Source organism: Niastella koreensis GR20-10 (assembly GCF_000246855.1).
Classification (GTDB): domain Bacteria; phylum Bacteroidota; class Bacteroidia; order Chitinophagales; family Chitinophagaceae; genus Niastella; species Niastella koreensis.
In genome coordinates this window covers 3,914,818-3,934,939 of record NC_016609.1, presented here as the reverse complement: position 1 = coordinate 3,934,939, position 20,122 = coordinate 3,914,818, and the positions used below count along the sequence as shown (strand labels likewise).

The following is a 20,122-nucleotide window of genomic DNA, read 5'->3' as shown; positions in this document are numbered from 1 at the left end:
TTTAACGAACACTTGTCATGAAGATCCTCACAGGCATTGCCGGAATGAGTGTGGCCGTTGCATTGATGGCCGCGGGTTGTAAAACCAGTGAGTCGGAAAAGACCACCCAGGCGCTTGATTATTGTATTACCCAGCTATCAAAAACAGTTGGCACGCTGAACGATTCAACCCGGATGCCCCGCAGCATCGCCCATGGAAAAAGAGACTGGCGCTTTGTGGGGTACCGCGACCGGACAAGCGGTTTCTGGCCCGGCAACGGCGGTGAAATAGACGCCTCCATTATTTATGCCGATTACTACTACCTCGAAGCATTGCTTCGGTTGAAAAAAATACTGGAAGGAGGATTGAAGAAATGAGCAGATCCGTTTTGTTGATAGCAGCGTTTAGCACGATCATCAGTAATAGTAGTTTGGCGCAAACCATACTCGCTGAAACAAAAACGAGCGTACTATCGCCCGATAAAAATATAACCGTACAGTTTTACCAGAAACAACTGGCGCCCGGTAAACGGGAAATGTATTACCAGTTGAGATATAAGAATAAATCAGTGATCAGTGAATCGGCGCTGGACCTTCAACTGGATAACAACCTGAGCGAACGAGCCATGGCGTTGAAAGTAGATAAACACGCCAAATGGTGCGAGAACCTGAAAGTAACCGGTATTTATACTTCCTCGCAAGACACTACCTGGCAACCTGTGTATGGCGAGCAAAGCCAGATCCGCGATCATTATAACGCCGTAACCATAGAACTGGTGAAAGATGATAACCCCATCTATCGTATGAACGTAGAGATCAGGGTGTACAATGAAGGCGCTGCCATCCGGTATTTCTTTCCCGAAAACCCCAAAGGAACGTATTACAGGATCATGCAGGAGAACACGGAATTCAGTTTACCCGAGGGTACGGTGGCCTGGCATGCCTCCTGGGCGCAGGCAGACTATAAATTACTGTCGTTAAAAAACTGGCCCGATGAAAGCGAACGGCCACTGACCATGCGGGTGACTCCACGGTTATATGTTTGTTTAGCAGAAGCGGGCATGACGGATTATGCGCGCGCCAAATTCAAATTGAGCGAATCAAGGCCCAATACCATTTTAACCAGTATGTATACTCCGGCCGACCTGATCTCCCCGGTAGGTACACCCTGGCGCGTGATTATGGTGGCGGAAGAACCGGGTGACCTCATCGTCAACAACAGCCTACTCTTAAACCTGAATGAGCCTTCAAAAATAAAAGACCCTGGCTGGATCAAACCCGGCAAGATCATGCGCGTGATGACGCAGACAACGGCTGCTGCAAAAGCCAATATCGACTTTGCCGTAAAGCATAACCTGCAATACATTTTATTCGACTGGAAATGGTATGGCCCGGCATTTAGTTTTTCATCCGATGCCACCAAAGTTGCCATTCCCGATTTTGACCTGCCTGGCATTATACAATATGGAAAGGAAAAAGGCATTGGGGTTTGGTTGTATGTGAATCTGCAGGGCATTTATGCACAATCCGATTCGCTGTTCGAAGTGTATCACCGATGGGGAGTAAAAGGCGTAAAGTTTGGTTTTGTACAGGCCGGCTCACACCGCTGGACAACCTGGCTGGAAGAGATGATTCATAAAGCCGCTTACAATAACATCATGGTGAATATCCACGACGACTGGCGGCCCACCGGTGAGCAACGTACCTGGCCCAACCTGATGACAGCCGAAGGTATTCGCGGTAATGAAGAAATGCCCGGCGCCACGCATAATACTTTATTGCCGTTCACCCGCTATATAGCCGGTGCGGCAGACTATACTATTTGCTATTACGATAAACGCATCAAAACCACGCATGCCCACCAGCTGGCATTGGCTGCTGTTTATTACAGTCCTATTCAAACGCTGTACTGGTACGATAAACCCGAAATGAGCAACGATGAACCGGAACTCGAATTCTGGGACCATATTCCCACTACCTGGGATGAGACCCGTGTGCTGACCGGGGCGCCCGGGCAATGGATTACCACGGCCCGGCGCAAAGGCGATGAATGGTTTATAGGCGCCATCACCAACGATGAAGCACGCACGGTAAAATTTGATTGTAGTTTTTTATCCAAAGGAAGAACCTTTACCGCCCGCATCTATTCCGATGATGCTGCGGTAGTCACTGCTACCAAAGTAAAAGTGGAAGAGAAAAAAGTAACTTCCGACACCGTGCTGGAAGTAAAACTGCAGGCGTCCGGCGGTCAGGCTATCTGGATAAAACCTTAAAATAGACCTGTCAGGTGCGCGGCAACATCTTGCCAATGCAGACTGATAAAGCGTACCTGCAGGCCAGCCTTATACAAACCTGCTTAATGGTTAGTAGGAGATCCGGTCATTTAATTTACTGCTTAATTTTTTAGCTCCTGCCGGATTCAAATGATCGGCATCGCTATAGTCTGAAGCTTTAAAGATAGTATCGGTGAGAAAGTTGTAATAGACGACATTCGGATTGGATTGTACCGTTTTCTCTATTGCATTAACTGTAGTCTGCAGCTGATTTCGATTTAAATTGTTCCTGTAGCTTTTGTATGCAGGTGCGCTAAATAAAATCAGTTTAATTTTGTTTTCTTTGGCAAAGGCGGCGAATTGGCTCAATACGCCGATATTTTTTTGTAAGAAAGCAGTTGATTTTATGGTGTGCTTAGCGGCGGCTTCTTTGCCCGACGTTTCCAGGTCCTGGGCAGCCAGGTTGAAGTTAATGCCATACCCTAACGTATCGCAATTAACATCGTTCAATCTATGAACATAATACCGGATAACCCTATTAATGTTGTCCTTGAATCTGCCATTGGTAAGTTCAAAGTAATTGGTTAAACTGGTTGATGTAATGCCGTAGTAGATCTGATAGTTTTTCAGGCGCCAGCTTTCCACACCCTGATCCAGCCGGTAATAAAGTGTAAAGTAATCCACAGGCAACAAAATGTATTTCAGGTTGCTCCATTTGTATTTTTTAATGATCTCCCAGTCAAGGTCAATTGTCTGCGAAACGTGAGATGCGTTAAAAACGTTCCCTTTGATGTATGCCGGGTTGATGCCATAATAACTGTGCGAACTTCCCAATACCAGTACTTCAATATTGCTGGCATTTCTGTCCAGGTATTCTTTTTTATACGAATAATCATTGGGTATATGCCTCAATAATAATTCAAAGCATACTAACAGGATCAGAACAGGCAGGCAACAGGCAATCGTTTGCTTTGTGAACTTTCTCATTGCTAAAACTGGAAGTAAATAAATTGTTGTTCAGCACCGGAAAAGTATATTATGATAGCAGTTAGACAAAAGTATAAAGCCAGCCGGTATACCTGAGGCCAACGGCAGCCAATGCCGGATAAAGCATAGTGCTGCCGGCGGCCCAGCCATTCTATAGCAAAGAGTATCATTATCAGGAACAACAAAGGCACCGGTGTTATTTGAGGGAAAGTAAAAAATGAATAAGAAAAAATGCCTGCTATATAACTGAAGGCATGGCTCAGGTCACTTGCTCTGAAAAAAATCCAGGCAAAAACGGTCAGGCAAAAGGTTAAAGTGATCTGGGCAATCTCTTTTACAGACGGCATCGATTTATCTTTAGCTACGATTTCCAGGTTGGTTCTATTGGTTCTTAGGATAATAGAGGGCAGCATGTAGATGGCATTCAGCAGGCCCCATATTATGAATGTCCAGTTGGCGCCATGCCAGAATCCGCTTACCAGGAATATAATTAAAATATTCCGGATCACTTTTGTTTTGTTGCCTTTCGATCCTCCGAGCGGGATATACAGGTAATCTCTGAACCAGGAGGATAGCGATATGTGCCAACGGCGCCAGAACTCGGCAATGTCCCGGGAAAAATATGGGTAAGCGAAATTTCTGAGCAGCTCAATACCAAACAGTTTGGCTGTACCCAGGGCAATGTCTGAGTATCCGCTGAAGTCCCCGTATATCTGAATGGCAAAAAACAACGCGCCTGCTGTCAGGGTGCTTCCTGAATAGCTTGTTGCGTCTTTAAAGATCATGTTAGCGTATACTGCGCACTGATCGGCTATTGCTATCTTTTTGAAAAGGCCCCAAAGGATCTGCTTTAATCCATCAGCAGCCTGGTCGTAATTAAATGCCCGTTTCTTTTTTAGTTGAGGAAGCAGATGGGTTGCGCGTTCGATCGGGCCAGCCACAAGCAGGGGAAAGAAGCTTACAAACAGGCAATAATCAATAACATTCTTTTCGGAATTGATCCGGCCCTTATAAACATCAATTACATATGACAATCCATGAAAGGTATAAAAAGAAATGCCCACTGGCAGAATTACATTTAACGTTGCCGGGTGCACTTTAAATCCAACATGCGAGATAAAATTGATAAATGATATAACAAAAAAATCATAGTATTTAAAAATGCCCAAAAATCCAACGTTGATGATAATACTCAACCATAACCAAAGCTTTTTGTAACTGGTTGACTGAATCTTTATTCCGGTGACATAGTCAAGCCCGGTAGAGAACATGAGTAGGAAAAGAAAGCGCCAGTCCCAGCAGGCATAGAAGAAGTAGCTGGCGGCCAGCAGCAGCCTGTTTTTCCAGCTGTGAGATTTGATTGCCCAATAGAGCGTAAATACAACAGGAAGAAACAAGGCATAATTAATGGAGTTGAAAAGCATATCGTTGGTCTTGATCGCTTTAGCGTATTAAAAAGAGTGCAATCTTTAGCTTGTGCCGTTATCCTTCGGCATGGGGTTTGGGTGATCTGGGCCTTCTTGACTTTTCTTTCGATTTTCTTCTTGTTTTGCCTACCAGGTAACCACTAAAAAATCCGGCAAATAATACACAAAACAAAAACACGACGGTTTCAATATCAAAAGGAGTGTCTGTCATAGCGTTACTTTTTATAAGTCTTTTTTGTGCCGATTTTTTTGTGCCGCTCAAAGCAAGTACACGTCTAAACTTCTTCCCTGCTATATAAACTACTTAAGTTGTCGTTGTTACTATAACGGATAAAAATAAAATTTAAAGATAGGTGCTTTTTTTAGTGCTTCATTTTGATGTAGTAAATAAAACAGGGTGTTTTTCACGTTTTTTATTTAAGATAGTTTTTGTATTTATTGTGCGGCTGATATAGCGAGCATTAACTTCCAGGTTGCCATCTGAACTTTTTGATGCACCTTCACGGCCACCGGTGGTGTGTGTGAGCGGTGTTAGTTATCCGTAGAATTATCAGCCTGTTGAATAAGGATAATAAGATTGTTTTCCAGGAGAATGGAATCGGAGAACAGGGCGGCATTGTTGAACTGAGCGCATTGAGAAGAAAGAAGATCATATTCAACGATCACTTTTTGCTGCTCGTTTTCATAAACTAACAGGTGAATGGGTACATACAATCCGGCGCCGGTATGATTGTTTATCATTCTTCCCATAATATCGGGATTACCAAGTTGGTATTGTTTGGCTTTTTTGTAACGTTCTTTTTGGGGAAGGTCTTCCAGCGACATGATACTATAGATCATCAGGTTGTTTTCATTACAGGTGCTGTTTAAATAACAACTTGTGGAGGCAGGAGCGGCGCCCAGGGAGCGAAGCTCAACCGGCATTAAAATGCCCAATGCTTTTTCCAGTTGATAGGTAAATTGATCAAAACTGCTTTTTATCTCAAGGCTCACATGTTCTATAACTACTGCTCTTTTCATATCCCAAAATTCGTCGCTGCTGCGGGCCGTTCGGTTCACATTTGTGAATAAACAAAAAAGGTTTCAATGCTGGCTTCTGATCCTGCTGAGTGATTGGGGTGCAATCCCCAGGTAGGAGGCGATATAATAATTGGAGAACATTTGCAAAAGATGTGATTCTTCTTTCACCAGTTTATCGTACCGGTCTGCAGCCGCCATGGTAAGCAGGGTAAAGGCCCGGTCGTACATATTCATAAAAGCGGTCTCGTTCAATTTTCGCAACCAACGTTCATACGTAAATGATTTCTCTATTAAATAGTTCACTTCTTTTTTCGTGAACAGTAAGGCCTGTACTTCTGTCAATGCCTCAATGGCGATAGAAGAAACGGTATTGCTTAGAAATGCCCGGTAATCGGTGGCGAACAGGTTTTTACTGACGCTGTCGGGTGTATTGAAATAAAAGTTCCAGGTAATGGTTTTTCCGGAAAAGTCGGTATAGTACGACCTGCCCAAACCTGAAACAATAAAATAGATCTTGTCACAAGGATTGCCTTCCAATAACAGGAGATGTTTTTCGGGCAGGGTAACTTCGCTGGTATGACCGGCTATTAACTGCATGGTGTCGGCATCGAGTTCTACAAACTTTCGCATGTAATTAAAAAAAGGTTCACCTATTTCTACCGGTATCATGTAATGCAATCAGGTTTATCTTTCTAAAAAAATGTATTACTATCAGAATAGTAATAACCGATAAACCAAAAATAATGATAGTTCCCGAGATTTCCTTTAAGGCCGTTAAACTCGCCTGCTGTTGAATATTTTGATAAAACCCGGCAGGATTACCCTGGGCAAATACCTGCGGCTCATTGGCATCAATGTGGGCTGCCAGGGTGGTCAAATGCCTGGTCCTTTCGGCATATAAAAAATAGCTGTACAGCCCGGACATGATGCCCGGCGCCAGAAAGGAGCGTACCAGCACAATTACACCTACGATCTTGAGTACATGGGGAAAAGGAACGCCGGCTGTTGTATACAGTCCAATTGAAATGTATAGCAGCGCCAGTCCAAACCCCTTAACCAGCGAAGGCAACCAGAAATTGTTTATGTTCAGGTCGGTCACAAAACTGCCATACATGAGCAGGTGGTAGGTAACCATGGCTGCAAAACCTATAATAATAAACAATTGCCCGTTGAGCTTGCTGCGGAACCAGAAGAAGGCCAGGAAACAGCCTGCTATGATCCCGGGAATTAAATACAGGTTTAATTCTGCGTTCCGGATAGATTCAAAGTGCAGCACACTGCCTGAATAAGCCGATTGAAATGTGGCCGGAGTAAATACACTTAACAATACAAGCAGTAACAGCCCCAAACTGAAATTGGTTTTTTTGAGCAGGTGTACATTCAGCAGCGGCCGTTTTACCAGCAGTTCTCTTCTGATGAATAACAGCAGGGTAATGACCGCTCCAAAACAGGCTATTGTAATAGTTGATGAATTAAACCAGTCTTCTACTTTTCCATACACTGCCACGTAGTTGATCAGCATCAGGGACGTAATTAACAGCAACAGTCCGGGAATGTCTAACTGATACAAAGGGATCTTTCTTCTTAATGGATGATGTTCGATAAAGACAACCGCGAGCGCAATACTAACGGCTATCAGGATATACATCGCATAATACGTGTATCGCCAGGAGTACTGGTTGGTGAGCCAGGCCGTATACCAGGTAATGAAATACAAACCGGCCAGTACCATAAAATAAAAGAAAGGATAGAGCCTGGCAGTTTCCATTTTTTTGCTCCAGATGCCTAACCACGCCAGGTAGATCGGCCCCACCGTAAGTATTTTGGTGAAGCCCAATACAAAGCTCGCAGCCACCGTTATAGTTGGATCGCTGGTGGTGGCGCATACCCAGTTCATCAGCAGTTGCATAATAAAGCCGGTGATCGCCAGGGTTTTGATGGGAAACCTGCCCAACAGCCTTGTCATAAATATTATACTGGTGCCCATGCCTATGAACAGCGCATTACCCGCCATGGTAAATGGTTCTGCATATACGCCGAGGTCGCTGTACATATCGATGGTAATGCCGGTAAACACGCCATTTACACACAGGGCTACAAAGGTCAGCAGCGCTAAAATGGCAAAGCGGGCGTAGGGGGGCACCCAGGCATAAAAAAGTGGTTTGATTTCCATGATTACAATTTTTTAATGAGCAATGCGAACTTCTACATTCATCCCGGCCCTGAAATGTTTGAGCAAGGCTGCATTGTTTTCATTTTTTACAAACTCTATCCGAACCGGTATGCGTTGCTGCACTTTTATAAAGTTCCCGGTTGAGTTATCGGTAGGAATAGCAGAGAACCGCGAGCCTGTAGCTTCTGCAATGGCTGACACAATGCCCTCCAGTTGCTGGCCGCTAAAACCATCTACCTGTAGTTTTACTTTTTGGCCAACGGCCAGCCTGGCTATTTGCGTTTCCTTATAATTGGCCACTACCCAGCTGCTGTCGTTACGTACATACGATAACAGGGTTTGTCCGGCCTGGAGTAATTGTCCTTCCTGGATATTGCGGCGGCCGGTAACGCCATCATACGGCGCCGTAATAACTGTATAGGATAAGTTCAGTTTTGCATAGTCCAGCAGGGCATGCGTGCGTTTGATGTCGGCATTGTTTACAGAGATCCTGTTGGTGGTTTCTACAGTGGAAAGATTGGTGGTAGCGCGTTGCTGCATCAGGGCTTTTGTTTGAGCCGCCAGTGCGTCGTACTCAGATTTTACCTGGTCAAATTGTTGCTGGGTGGCGGCGCCATCGGTCAGCAGGTTCTCGTACCGGTGGTATTGTTTTTCGGCGTTCCACAACCGGGCCTGTGCGGCGGCAATATTGGCATCGGATATGCTCAGGCCGCTTTGTACGGTATTGACGCTGGAGGCGGTTACGGTTTTTGAAGCAGTAGCTGCCAGGTAAGCCGCTTCGGCCTGCTCCAGTTGTATTTTATATTCCCGGTCATCTATCAATACCAGCGTATCACCTTTTTTTACATGCTGGTGCTCGGTAAAGCGTACTTCCTTTATATAACCGGGAATGCGCGTATTTACCGGGTTGATGTATTCCTCTACCTGTGCATCATTGGTGTACAGGTCGCTGTTCAGGTTAAAATAGGTTGCAATGCCCCAGGCAATAAATACAACTGCTACGGTGATCAATAAACTGTTCACCACTATTATTTTTTTGCTTTTATGAGGGAGCTGTTTCATATAAAGTGAATTGAAGAATTTTATAATAAACCAATTGATTTTTGTAACTGGTAATGCGTGTATACAATATTTATCTGCGCGTTGCTTACCTTAAGCTCGGCTTCAATTTTTGTATTGGCGGCGTCGATGATATCGGTAAGCAGGGCCAGCTGGTTGAAATACTTTTTCTCTACTATCCGGTAGTTTTCTTCGGCCGAATGCAGATCGTTGGTATAGGTGTCCAGTTCGTCCTTTGCTTCTTTGTATTTTATGTAAGCAGCGTTGACCGAAACTTCTACGTTTTGTTTTTGCAGGGTTTCTTTCGCCTGGGATTGTTCTACCTGTATCCTGCCGGCTTTCATTTTCCGGGGACTTTGATAAATGGAGGATAGGTTGTATTTAATGCTTACCCCTGCCAGCCAGATATTATAATAGATATCCCTGGCCGGAATGGAGTTGGTGTAAGGCCGTTGAAAATTATTACTGGCGAAAAGGCTTATCTCCGGCGACCTTTCGGCACGGATTATCTTTAGATTGGTTTCGGCAATTTCAATTTCTTTGGCAGCCGTTTTTAATTCCCTGTTATTGGCATAGCTGGTGGCCATCAGTTGGGTTATGGTCACATTTTTATAAGGAAGCGTTAACAGGGTAGTATCGGGGATCAATGGTTCGTTGAGGCTTAATCCCAATACTACATTCAGCTGTTGGGTAAGAATAGCAATGTTGTCATCTGTTTTGCGAATGGCCAGTTCATAGTCGGATATAATGAGTTGGGTGCGCAACACATCGTTGTTGGTAACCAGTCCCTGTTGTTGCAGGTGAAGGATGTTTTTCAGCCGTTCCTTCGCCAGTTTGGTGTTGTTTTCAAACACCTGGCGTTGAATGATGAATTTATAAATATCCAGGTATTTGGCCGCTACCAGCAGTTTTATGTCTTCCCCGTTTTTGTCCTGGTTTAACAGCGCTACCTGTTCTTCAAGGCTGGCCTTTTTAATATTATTGGCTATTTCGCCGCCGCGGAAAATGGTTTCCGAAGCCTGTACGGAAAATTGGGTCAGGTTGTGCGGAACAGGCGCGGTGATGTGTTTGTTAAAGGATGGTTCCCAGATCTGGGAGTTGCTTAGATACCCGTAATTCAGAGACGTAGAAATATTGGGCAGATGTCCCAGTTTGGCAAGCTCAATTTTCTGTTTGGCCAGTTCGGTATTTTGGCCAGATATTTTTAATTGCTCGCTGTTTTGTTCAGCCAGTTCAAACGCGTGTTGCAGGGTTAATACCCGGGGTTGGGCTTCCTGGCTAAAGCTGGCTGGCCCCGCCAGGATCATTATTACCAGTATTATTTTAGTTAATGCTTTCATTGTATTATCAATTTGCAGACACAAAGTAACCGCGGAGAAATGGCGGGCTCGTTCACATTTGTGAATTAATAGAATCCCCACCCGGTAAAAACACCAATTCAATAAAATTGACTCACTTAATAGCTGAAAATGATCCTGTTAATGGTTTATTAAGACTTTATTATACGCGCGGTGATAGATTTATCGGATGAAACGTACAGGACTATTTTTATTACTACAGGTAGCAGCCCTGAACAGTTGGGCGCAAAATGTCCCTATATCAACAGGCATCACCGTTCCGGAAAGCAATACCCGGTATGTTGATCCGCGCATCGGGAATGTGGGCGCTTTGTTGCAACCCACCCGGCCAACGATCCAGCAACCTAACCAGATGATCCGCATGAACCCGCAACGGGCCGATTATCTCGACGATCAGATTGCCAGTTTTCCGCTGAACATTGTATCGCACCGCCTTGGCGAAGTGTTCGCTATTAAACCCACCATCAAACAGCCGGTGTTGGGCAGTTGGAAAGAACCGATGTTGTACGACCACGACCTGGAAGTGACCCGGCCCTGGTATTACAGCACCTGGCTGGTAAACGATAACATCACGGTAGAGTTCACCCCCGGCAAAAAAGCAGGGTATTACCGGTTTACCTTTCCCGCCAATTCCGCCAAAAACATCCTGTTTGCGCCTTACAATAATGGGGAAAGCGAATTCAACTTTACTGCCACCCGTGAGTTCACCGGCATGGAAACCTACCATGGTAATATAAAAGTGTATGTTTACGGCCAGTTCAATACCGATGTTACGGCGGGTACGGTAAAGGCCGGCGCCCTGCAAACGGCGAACAGTGTTGGCGGTAAGGACATAAAAGCCTGGGCCGGTTTCCCCGCCAGCGCACCGGCGGTGATTGAATTTAAATACGCCATTTCGTATGTCAGTGCCGCACAGGCGAAAAAGAATTATGATAACGAATTGGCCAATACCGGTTTTGAACAGTTACAGCAACTGGGAGAAACTGCCTGGAACAAAGTTATGGGCCAGATCCAGGTTACCGGTGGAACCGAAGCACAGAAGCGTTCCTTCTATACCGCGTTGTATCGCTGTTACGAACGCCTGGTTGATATTACCGAAGATGGAAAATACTTCAGCGGCTTCGATAATAAAGTGCATACTATAGAAAACAACCGCCCTTTTTATGTGGACGACTGGACCTGGGATACCTACCTGGCGCAACATCCTTTACGCACGGTGTTGAACCCCGCCATGGAAGAAGATATCCTGAACTCATATGTGACTATGTACCGGCAGGGCGGCTGGATGCCTACCTTCCCCGTATTATTTGGCGACCATGCCTGTATGAACGGGTTTCATTCATCGGTAATGATCCTGGATGGCTATCGTAAGGGGCTCCGGCATTTTGATGTGCTGGAAGCCTATGCCGGCATGAAGAAAAACGCTACCCAGGCCACTATGATCCCCTGGCGCAATGGGCCTTCCACGCCGCTGGATGATTATTACCGCACCAATGGTTATTTCCCCGCTTTGCAAAAAGGCGCGGTGGAAACCAATACCTCCGTACATCCCTTTGAAAAGCGGCAGGCCGTAGCCGTTACCCTTGCCGGTAGTTACGACGATTGGGCGGTAGGCGAGCTGGCTAAAGAACTTGGCAAAAACGACGACTATAAAACCTTCAATGCCCATGCAGTAAACTATAAAAATCTCTGGCACCCCGGCCGGGGTATGTTCCTGCCCAAAGACGACAAAGGCCATTGGGTGGAAATAGACCCCAAATTCGATGGCGGTATGGGCGGCCGGGATTATTATGATGAAAACAACGGCTGGACCTACCTGTGGCAGGTGCAGCAGGATATAAAGGGACTGGTATCGCTGATGAACGGTAAAGCTGGTTTTGAACAAAAGCTCGACCAGTTATTTCACGAAGGACTGGATAGAAGCAAATACGAGTTCTGGGCAAAATTCCCGGATGCTACCGCATTGGTAGGACAATATTCCATGGGCAACGAACCGGGCTTTCACATCCCTTATTTGTATAATTTCACCAACAGTCCCTGGAAAACGCAGAAGCGCATTCGCTTTTTGCTCGATGTATGGTTTAAAGACAACATCTTTGGCATTCCCGGCGATGAAGATGGCGGCGGTATGTCGGCCTTCGTGGTATTCTCGGCTATGGGGTTTTATCCCATTACTCCTGGCAACCCGGTATACACCATTGGCAGCCCCTTGTTTGAAAAGATCAGCATCGATCTGCCCGGCGGCAAACAGTTTCATGTAAACGCAAAAAACTGTTCCGTAATCAACAAATACATCCAAAGCGCCAAATTCAACGGCCAGCCGCTTAATATACCCTGGTTCACCCATGAACAGTTAATGGCTGGAGGTACGTTGGAGCTGGAAATGGGGCCGAAGCCTAATAAAGAGTGGGGCATTGACCACTAAATACAATAAGCAGAAATTAGTTCCAGGTTCCAAGTTCCAGGTTCCAGGTTACCCCGAAACCCGGAGCTAAGAACTCGGAACTTGGAACTCTGAACTCAAATGGATGCAGGAATATGGCGTGGAGCGTTAAGTCTTCAGCATTTAGCGTTAAGCTTTCGGCGTTCAGCGTTTTTCGGTAACTTTATTGCCTACGTATGAACCAGATCATCCTTACCAAAGAACAGGCAAGAAAAGTCATTCTACATGCGGCCGGACTGGCTAAACGCGCACAGTTTGGAAAAGGGCGCGAGGCCGTGTACAAACTCATCGATCATTTGGGGTATGTTCAGCTCGATACCAACTATGTGGTGGAACGGGCGCATCACCATGCCATTTATGTGCGGGTACCCGATTATAAACAGGAATGGTTGGAAGAGCTTCAACAGGATGGCCGGGTGTTTGAATACTTTACCTGCGACGCAGGGTACATGCCCATGCATGATTTCAGGTTTTCGCTGCCTATCAAAGCAAGCTTTGCCAAACGGCATGTATTGGAACAGCCCGAGATCAATCTCATGAACCAGGTGCTGGACAGGATAGGGCGCGATGGACCGCTGGGCGTAAAGGATTTTGACAACGACCGCCAGGTAGCCAGCTCCGGCTGGTGGGACTGGCGCCCGTCCAAGGTGGCGCTCGAACGATTGTATATGAGCGGCCAGCTGATGGTAACGCGAAAAAAGGATTTCCATAAACAGTATGACCTGCCCCGAAATATTGTTCCTGCAGACATCGATACCGATATACCCACACCAGAGCAGTTTGCCAGGCATGTGATCAAACGTTGTCTGCAAAGCATGGGCATTGCCTATGCAAAAGAAATGGCCTGGCGGGCGCGTTACGTAAAAGATAACCTGGTGAAAAAGGAACTGGTAAAAATGGTAGCGGAAAAAGAGATCCTGCAGGTGGAAGTGGAAGGGCTGAAGGGGCCGTTGTATATGTTACCCGCTTATAAAAATAAAAAGATTACCCTGGCCGGCGATGCCTTTATCTTATCGCCATTTGATTCGCTGAATGTGTTCCGGCACCGGTTAAAAGACTTCTTTGAATTCGATTACCAGATAGAATGTTTTGTGCCGGCGCCCAAGCGGAAATACGGCTATTTCTCCCTGCCCGTACTCATAGGCGATACCTTTGTAGCACGCATGGATTCAAAAGCCGATCGCAAACAAAACGAACTGATCGTGCACAACCTGCACTTTGAACCGGTGAAACTTACTAAGGACATGCTGAAGAAATTTGCTGATGCCCTGAAGGCGTTTGCGAAATTCAACCAGTGCGACACTGTCGTTATAAAAAAGTCGAATAATAAGCAGTTCAGACAGTTAATATAACCATAACATTCAAGTCGTTTCTTTGCCGCTTTTAATAGCAGGTGAAATTTGTAGCAACTCATACAGTACGTTTGAAAATATCCGCCGGAATGATCGTTTGGAGCTTCTGCCTGGCAATGGCGGCCGGCTTTACGCGGTCAAAGCCCGATATTGGGGTGCCAGTTGCATTGGCGTATTTCAAAACCAATGCGGAGGTCTTTGCCTCGGCTACCGGTGAGCTGCAGCAGTCGATTGATAAGCTGGATGATGATCCTGCTTCTGTTATAAAAGCCCGCCTGGCATTAAAGAACACCCGCTTACAGTATAAAAAGATCGCCTTCTTCCTGGAATATTTCTTCAAAAGCGCCGCGCTTATTTATAACAGCGCCCCGAAGTATGAGATAGAAGAACCCTACATGGAGTACCGGGAACCAACCGGATTCCAGGTGATAGAAAGCCTGTTGTATGAGGCGCATCCTGCCACTAAAAAGTTGGAATTATTACAACAGGCCGATGTGGTTACCTCCTCCGCAAAAGACCTCAATGCTTTGTTATACGGCTTTACCGCTAATGACAAACAATTGCTGGAAAGCATACAACTGGAATTGGTACGGGTAATTACTTTAAGCATAACCGGGTTTGATGCCCCCTTGCTAAAGACAGGCATTGCCGAGTCGGAAATGTCGCTCCGCGCCCTGCAAACGGTATTACAGCCTTTCCGGGAGAAGGCAACCAAAACAGGGGTGGAGGTGGCTAATTACCTGTCAGGCGGCATTGCCTGGTTGCACCAGCATCCTGATTTTGACAGCTTCGACCGTCTTCATTTTCTAACCAACTATGCGCTGCCGTTGCAACGGTCGTTGCAGGTATTCATAAAGGAATTGCAATTACAACTGAATACAACCCATGTATTGAATTATGAAGCAGGTGATTTGTTCAATCCGGCCTTCCTCAACTTAATCGCTTTTCTTGGGGCCGATAGCAGCGCGCAATGGCAGATAGGTCTGGGCCGCCGCTTGTTTTTCGATCCCGGCCTATCTGGCAATAATAAGATCAGTTGCGCTACCTGTCACCAGCCCGAAAAACATTTCACCGATGGACTAACCACCAGTAATGCATTTGATGGCCATTCGCACGTACCACGCAATGCGCCATCGTTATTCTATTCCGCATTTCAGTACCGGCAGTTCTGGGATGGAAAAGCTGAAAGCCTGCAAAGCCAGGTGAAAACGGTGCTGTTCAATGTACAGGAAATGAATGCCGATTCACTCGCTTTGGTGAAACACCTGCAGCAGGATACCACCTACAGCAAACTGATGGGCGCTGCATCGCCCATCGATCAAATAGCCCGATGCATAGCCGCATATGTGCGCAGTTTGAATCCCCGCAGTTCCCGGTTTGATGATTACATCCAGGGAAAAGGACCTGCATTGAGTGAAGATGAAATAAAAGGGTTCAACCTGTTTATGGGCCAGGCGCAATGCGGTACCTGTCATTTTGCGCCGCTGTTCAATGGGTTAACGCCGCCCTTATACGATCGTACGGAATTTGAAGTGCCGGGCATTACGCGTACCGATGATCTGTTGCATCCTGTAGCAGATACCGACATGGGCCGGTATCCGCTGTTTCCCATGGACTACTATAAACAGGCCTTCAAAACGCCTACGGTGCGCAATACGGCTGCCACGGCGCCCTATATGCACAATGGCGCTTTCAAAACCCTGGAAGCCGTAATTGAATTTTATAACCAGGGTGGGGCAGCGGGGTTAAAACTGCCCATCCCCAACCAAACCTTATCTCCACTTCCATTACACCTTACGCCCAACGAAGCTGCCAGTATTGTAAGCTTTATCCATACGCTGGATGATGCGGAACCAACAGGATTGTTCATCAAAAAATCAAATCAGTAATTGAAAACGAAATTAATTGCCGGGATGGCTTTGGCCGGGTTGCTGGCGCCCTTCATCAGCAGCGCACAAAGAAAGATCGACGTGCAGGCGCATTTGATCCGCGGGCCCTATTTACAGGTGGCCAGCAGTACCAGTATTGTTATCCGCTGGCGTACCGATGCCTTACAAAGAAGCGTGGTGAACTATAGCGCCGATGATAAAAAATTGACCGGGCTGGCCTCGGACCCAATGCTCACTTTTGAGCACAAGGTTACCATCACTGGTCTTACTCCCCGTACCAAATACTATTATGCCATTGGAGGGGGCGCAGGTGATACGTTGCAAAAAGGAACCGACAATTATTTTGTTACCCTGCCGCCTCCCGGTGAAGAAGGCAGTTACCGCATCGGCGTGTTTGGCGATTGCGGCAACAACTCCGTTAACCAGCGCTCGGTACGCGACCAGGTGATAAAGTACCTGGATAATAAACCGATGGATGCCTGGATCCTGCTGGGTGATAATGCTTATTTTTCCGGCCAGGACCCCGAGTTCCAGGAGAAATTCTTCAATATTTATAAAGATAACCTGCTGAAGCATTATCCTGTGTTTCCCGCACCCGGTAACCACGACTACAATGATTTTGATCAGTATAAAGCAACGGCGCAATCAACCCATGATATTGCCTATTACCAGAACTTCTCCATGCCCACCAATGGGGAGTGTGGGGGCGTAGCTTCCGGCAGCCAGGCCTATTATTCATTTGATATCGGCAATGTGCACTTCCTGTCTATTGACTCCTACGGAAAGGAAGATAAAGAAACCCGCCTGTACGATACCCTGGGCGCCCAGGTGCAATGGATAAAAAAAGACCTCGACGCCTTTCACAATACCAAAAGAGGTTGGGTTGTGGCGTACTGGCACCATCCGCCGTATACCATGGGCTCGCATAACAGCGACCAGGAGACAGAACTGGTAAAAATAAGAGAGAACTTCATTCGCATTCTCGAGCGCTATGGGGTTGACCTCATCATTTGCGGACACAGTCATTTGTACGAAAGATCGCGATTGATGAACGGGCATTATGGAATGGAAGCCACTTTCAATGCAGCCCGGCATAACCTGAGCTCTTCCACTGCATTGTATGATGGCAGCGCCAATTCCTGTCCGTATATAAAAGATTCGGCCAACCGGGGAACAGTGTATGTGGTAACCGGTTCAGCCGGCGCCATGGGTGCCCGGCAGGCTACCTATCCGCACGATGCCTTTTATTATTCATACAACGAACTCGGCGGCGCCTCCATGCTTGAAGTAAATGAGAACCGCCTGGTGTTGAAATGGATCTGCTCCGACGGCCTGATCAGGGACCACTTTGTAATGATGAAAGACGTAAACAAGAACGAGATCATCACCATCAAAAAAGGCGAAACCGCCACCCTGAAAGCTTCTTTTATTGGTACCTACAAATGGAACAAAGGCACAGCCACTACCAGGACAATTACGGTAAAACCCACTGCTGTTAAAACTGTGTATGAGGTGGTTGATCCTTATACTTGCTTGAAAGATAAATTTGAAGTACGCGTTTCGAAGTAGGTTGATAGGGTTGATAAAGTTGACGAAGTTGATAGAGGGATAGTTGATAAGTTGATAGGTTAACAAGTTAACAAGGAATACAGCGTTTAATACCTTTATCAACCCTATCAACTTCGTCAACTCTATCAACCTCCTCCCTTATACATCCAAAACCTCCTTCTTACCCATTAACCTGTCAACGTGTAAACCCGTCAACGTGTTAACTTGTCGACCTGTTAACCTGTCAACTTCTCTGTAATTCACCAGCGTATACCGAAAATACCCTACATTTGCGCCAGTTATGGTTCCGGTCCCCACTTAAACGGGGATTTGGATTAAAAGGGAACCCGGTGTAACTCCGGGGCTGTCCCGCAGCTGTAAGTTTCGTGGATCTGTCAGCATCCACAAGTGTTCAATCTACAACCACTGTCCCCATTGGAAGGGCGGGAAGGTGTTGAACAAATGAAACGAGCCAGAAGACCTGCCATAGCCAACTTATTTATCGGCTTTCGTGGAAGAAGCTGGTAAAAACAAAAGGCCTGCTTTTGTCTCTCCGCTTATTGTTTTTACTGTTTGTTCCATTGTTGTGCCCAAACACAATTGATTGAAGACTGCTTTTATCACATATGCATTCCTTGGCGTCTGGCTGTTATGGCCGGCTATACTTTTTGCGCAACAGCAAGACAGTGTAAAAACGTTGGAAAAAGTAACGGTAGGTTCTCAGAAAAAGAAACAAACCTTCACGGCTATTACGCCTGCGCAATCATTAAGCCGGCAAACCCTTCAACAAATCAATGCGCCTACGGTAGGCGATGCGGCCCGGTTCTTCTCTGGTGTACTGGTAAAAGATTATGGCGGTGTTGGTGGCCTGAAAACCGTTTCGGTAAGAAGCCTGGGTGCTGAACATACCGGTATCACGTACGATGGCATCCCCGTGTCTGATGCGCAAACCGGGCAAATAGACCTGAGCAAGTACTCGGTGACCTTTGTGCAAAGCATCGATCTGCAACAGGCGAATGCACAAACTATGCTGCAGCCCGCGCGGGCCTATGCCTCCGCTGCCATGCTGTCTATTAACACCCTTTCATTTTCAACCGAAGCCCTGCAACACAATCGTTGGCAGGCGGGCCTGAAGGCTGGCTCCTTTGGTTTATGGCAACCTGCTGCCGGCATGAACCTGGTATTGCCCAAACACATGGCCATTGGGGTAAATGCAGAAGGCATTGTTTCAAAGGGAAATTATCCGTATTATCTCGATAATGGTACTTCCTCAACACACGCCAAACGTCAGAATACTGATGTGAAATCTTTTCAGGGCGAAGTGAATTTGTTGAAACAGTTTGCCGACAGCGCCACCTGGCAGGTAAAATTGTCGGGGTATAACAGCAGCCGCGGCTTACCGGGCACGGTGGTTTTTTATAACGACCGGTCTGCGCAGCATTTGTGGAATGAAGACTATTATTTACAAAGCCGCTACCGGAAATATTTCAATCATAACAAAACGGGGTTACTGGTGTCTGCAAAGGCCACCCGCAGCTATACCCGGTACATCGATCCGGATTATTTGAATAATACCAACGGGCTCGATAACCGGTTTACCCAATACGAATATTACGCCAGTGCCGCATTGAGTCAGCTGATAGGGGAACGTTTAACAGCCTCCGCCTCGTCAGATGCGGCGTATATGAAGCTGAACTCCAATATGGCCGATTTTGTGTATCCTACCCGTAAAAGCTTTTGGAACAACGTGGCGTTGAATTATGCCCGCCCGCTCTGGCAGCTCAATGGCTCAGCCTTGCTTACAACCATCAATGACCAGGTAAAAAGTGGCAAAGCCGCCGGCACCATCAATAAGTTAACACCTTCCTTCGCCTTTAATGGAAAGGTATCGGCGCAAAGCCCGTTTATGCTGCGCCTGTTTTATAAACATGTTTTCAGAATGCCCACTTTCAACGACCTGTATTACCGCATCATTGGCAATGTGTCGCTGCGGCCCGAATATGCACGGCAATACAATGCCGGCATTGTGTATGCATCGCCGGTGAAGGGCGTGGTAAAACACCTTAGCATCAGTGTGGATGCGTATTACAATTCAATAAAGGATAAAATAGTGGCCATTCCGGGGAAATACCTGTTTGGGTGGACGATGCTGAACCTGGGCAGGGTAAGCATCAAAGGGGTGGATGTATCCACTGAAGCAGATGGCGCTTTCAGTGAACAGGTAAGCTGGTTCACCCGCATGAGTTACACCTTTCAGCATGCGCTGGATGTTACTGACCCCGCTTCTGCTACCTGGAAGAACCGCATCCCGTATACACCCGATCACTCCGGTTCGGCATTGGCCAGTGTAAGCTACCGTAAATGGACGGCCGGTTACAGCCTGTTGTTTTCCGGGTTGCGGTATGTATTGGGTGAGAACAACGCCTACAACCAGGTGGAAGGGTGGGGCGTGCATGATGTGTTTGTTACCCGGCAGCTGCACATAAAACAGGTGGCCATGCAGGTAAAGGGCGAGGTAAATAATATTACCCATCAAAAGTATGACGTGGTACGGTATTTCCCAATGCCGGGCAGATCATGGAAAATAAGTTTGCTTTTTAATAATTTATAATTCA

At 46.5% G+C, this 20,122-nt stretch carries 15 protein-coding genes and 1 riboswitch; of the genes, 7 read left to right on the top strand and 8 right to left on the bottom strand.

The features are described from left to right. Positions 1-17: 17 nt before the first annotated feature. Both NIAKO_RS15280 and NIAKO_RS15275 read left to right on the top strand, forming a co-directional pair. Entirely contained in the window at positions 18-356 is a 339-nt protein-coding gene (locus tag NIAKO_RS15280) for a hypothetical protein (RefSeq protein WP_014219353.1), read from the top strand. Beyond that, positions 353-2,251 (top strand): glycoside hydrolase family 97 protein, encoded by a 1,899-nt coding sequence (locus tag NIAKO_RS15275; protein ID WP_014219352.1) that lies wholly within the window; start codon positions 353-355, stop codon positions 2,249-2,251. The genes NIAKO_RS15280 and NIAKO_RS15275 overlap by 4 nt, the downstream gene beginning before the upstream one ends. Before the next feature lie 90 nt (positions 2,252-2,341). Here NIAKO_RS15275 and NIAKO_RS15270 read toward each other — a convergent pair whose 3' ends face one another. The 8 genes from NIAKO_RS15270 to NIAKO_RS15240 form a co-directional block, all read right to left on the bottom strand. Next, the gene (locus NIAKO_RS15270; protein WP_014219351.1) at positions 2,342-3,238 is read right to left on the bottom strand and encodes a DUF1574 family protein; all 897 of its coding nucleotides are present in this window, start codon (positions 3,236-3,238) and stop codon (positions 2,342-2,344) included. Between the two features lie 2 nt (positions 3,239-3,240). Continuing rightward, positions 3,241-4,662, bottom strand: a complete 1,422-nt coding sequence (locus NIAKO_RS15265) for an MBOAT family O-acyltransferase (RefSeq protein ID WP_014219350.1) — start codon at positions 4,660-4,662, stop codon at positions 3,241-3,243. 58 nt (positions 4,663-4,720) lie between these two features. Further along, positions 4,721-4,876: a hypothetical protein gene (locus NIAKO_RS38525; RefSeq protein WP_014219349.1), complete on the bottom strand. Its 156-nt coding sequence runs from the start codon at positions 4,874-4,876 to the stop codon at positions 4,721-4,723. 320 nt (positions 4,877-5,196) lie between these two features. Beyond that, complete coding sequence (locus NIAKO_RS36825) at positions 5,197-5,685, bottom strand: DUF302 domain-containing protein (protein ID WP_133055273.1); 489 nt, start codon at positions 5,683-5,685, stop codon at positions 5,197-5,199. 63 nt (positions 5,686-5,748) lie between these two features. After that, on the bottom strand, positions 5,749-6,315 hold the full coding sequence (locus NIAKO_RS15255) for a Crp/Fnr family transcriptional regulator (protein ID WP_133055272.1): 567 nt from the start codon (positions 6,313-6,315) through the stop codon (positions 5,749-5,751). Between the two features lie 16 nt (positions 6,316-6,331). Then, entirely contained in the window at positions 6,332-7,858 is a 1,527-nt protein-coding gene (locus tag NIAKO_RS15250) for an MFS transporter (protein ID WP_014219346.1), read from the bottom strand. Positions 7,859-7,870: 12 nt separating this feature from the next. Continuing rightward, entirely contained in the window at positions 7,871-8,920 is a 1,050-nt protein-coding gene (locus NIAKO_RS15245) for an HlyD family secretion protein (RefSeq protein ID WP_014219345.1), read from the bottom strand. A 20-nt stretch (positions 8,921-8,940) separates the two neighbouring features. Then, complete coding sequence (locus tag NIAKO_RS15240; protein WP_014219344.1) at positions 8,941-10,257, bottom strand: TolC family protein; 1,317 nt, start codon at positions 10,255-10,257, stop codon at positions 8,941-8,943. A gap of 187 nt (positions 10,258-10,444) precedes the next feature. Here NIAKO_RS15240 and NIAKO_RS15235 point away from each other — a divergent pair, with 187 nt between their 5' ends. The 5 genes from NIAKO_RS15235 (at position 10,445) to NIAKO_RS15215 (ending at position 20,118) form a co-directional block, all read left to right on the top strand. Continuing rightward, positions 10,445-12,700, top strand: coding sequence for a GH92 family glycosyl hydrolase (locus NIAKO_RS15235; protein ID WP_014219343.1), 2,256 nt, complete (start codon positions 10,445-10,447; stop codon positions 12,698-12,700). Positions 12,701-12,894: 194 nt separating this feature from the next. Continuing rightward, positions 12,895-14,070 carry a winged helix-turn-helix domain-containing protein gene (locus NIAKO_RS15230; RefSeq protein WP_014219342.1) on the top strand — a complete coding sequence of 392 codons (1,176 nt, stop codon included), beginning with the start codon at positions 12,895-12,897 and terminating at the stop codon, positions 14,068-14,070. A 71-nt stretch (positions 14,071-14,141) separates the two neighbouring features. Continuing rightward, positions 14,142-15,959 carry a cytochrome c peroxidase gene (locus NIAKO_RS15225; protein WP_207622384.1) on the top strand — a complete coding sequence of 606 codons (1,818 nt, stop codon included), beginning with the start codon at positions 14,142-14,144 and terminating at the stop codon, positions 15,957-15,959. After that, positions 15,960-17,528, top strand: coding sequence for a purple acid phosphatase family protein (locus tag NIAKO_RS15220; RefSeq protein ID WP_014219340.1), 1,569 nt, complete (start codon positions 15,960-15,962; stop codon positions 17,526-17,528). It abuts the gene before it with no gap. 264 nt (positions 17,529-17,792) lie between these two features. Continuing rightward, a riboswitch (cobalamin riboswitch) is annotated at positions 17,793-18,010 on the top strand. A 101-nt stretch (positions 18,011-18,111) separates the two neighbouring features. Continuing rightward, a complete protein-coding gene (locus NIAKO_RS15215) occupies positions 18,112-20,118 on the top strand; it encodes a TonB-dependent receptor plug domain-containing protein (protein WP_014219339.1) in 2,007 nt (668 codons plus the stop codon). Positions 20,119-20,122: the final 4 nt, after the last annotated feature.

Bases quoted from the DNA above. Each gene is read 5' to 3' on its own strand.
- NIAKO_RS15280 (WP_014219353.1), top strand. From the start codon at position 18: ATGAAGATCCTCACAGGCATTGCCGGAATGAGTGTGGCCGTTGCATTG.
- NIAKO_RS36825 (WP_133055273.1), bottom strand. From the start codon at position 5,685: ATGAAAAGAGCAGTAGTTATAGAACATGTGAGCCTTGAGATAAAAAGC.
- NIAKO_RS15235 (WP_014219343.1), top strand. From the start codon at position 10,445: ATGAAACGTACAGGACTATTTTTATTACTACAGGTAGCAGCCCTGAAC.
- NIAKO_RS15245 (WP_014219345.1), bottom strand. From the start codon at position 8,920: ATGAAACAGCTCCCTCATAAAAGCAAAAAAATAATAGTGGTGAACAGT.
- NIAKO_RS15270 (WP_014219351.1), bottom strand. From the start codon at position 3,238: ATGAGAAAGTTCACAAAGCAAACGATTGCCTGTTGCCTGCCTGTTCTG.
- NIAKO_RS15230 (WP_014219342.1), top strand. From the start codon at position 12,895: ATGAACCAGATCATCCTTACCAAAGAACAGGCAAGAAAAGTCATTCTA.
- NIAKO_RS15240 (WP_014219344.1), bottom strand. From the start codon at position 10,257: ATGAAAGCATTAACTAAAATAATACTGGTAATAATGATCCTGGCGGGG.
- NIAKO_RS15275 (WP_014219352.1), top strand. From the start codon at position 353: ATGAGCAGATCCGTTTTGTTGATAGCAGCGTTTAGCACGATCATCAGT.
- NIAKO_RS15255 (WP_133055272.1), bottom strand. From the start codon at position 6,315: ATGCGAAAGTTTGTAGAACTCGATGCCGACACCATGCAGTTAATAGCC.
- NIAKO_RS38525 (WP_014219349.1), bottom strand. From the start codon at position 4,876: ATGACAGACACTCCTTTTGATATTGAAACCGTCGTGTTTTTGTTTTGT.
- NIAKO_RS15265 (WP_014219350.1), bottom strand. From the start codon at position 4,662: ATGCTTTTCAACTCCATTAATTATGCCTTGTTTCTTCCTGTTGTATTT.
- NIAKO_RS15250 (WP_014219346.1), bottom strand. From the start codon at position 7,858: ATGGAAATCAAACCACTTTTTTATGCCTGGGTGCCCCCCTACGCCCGC.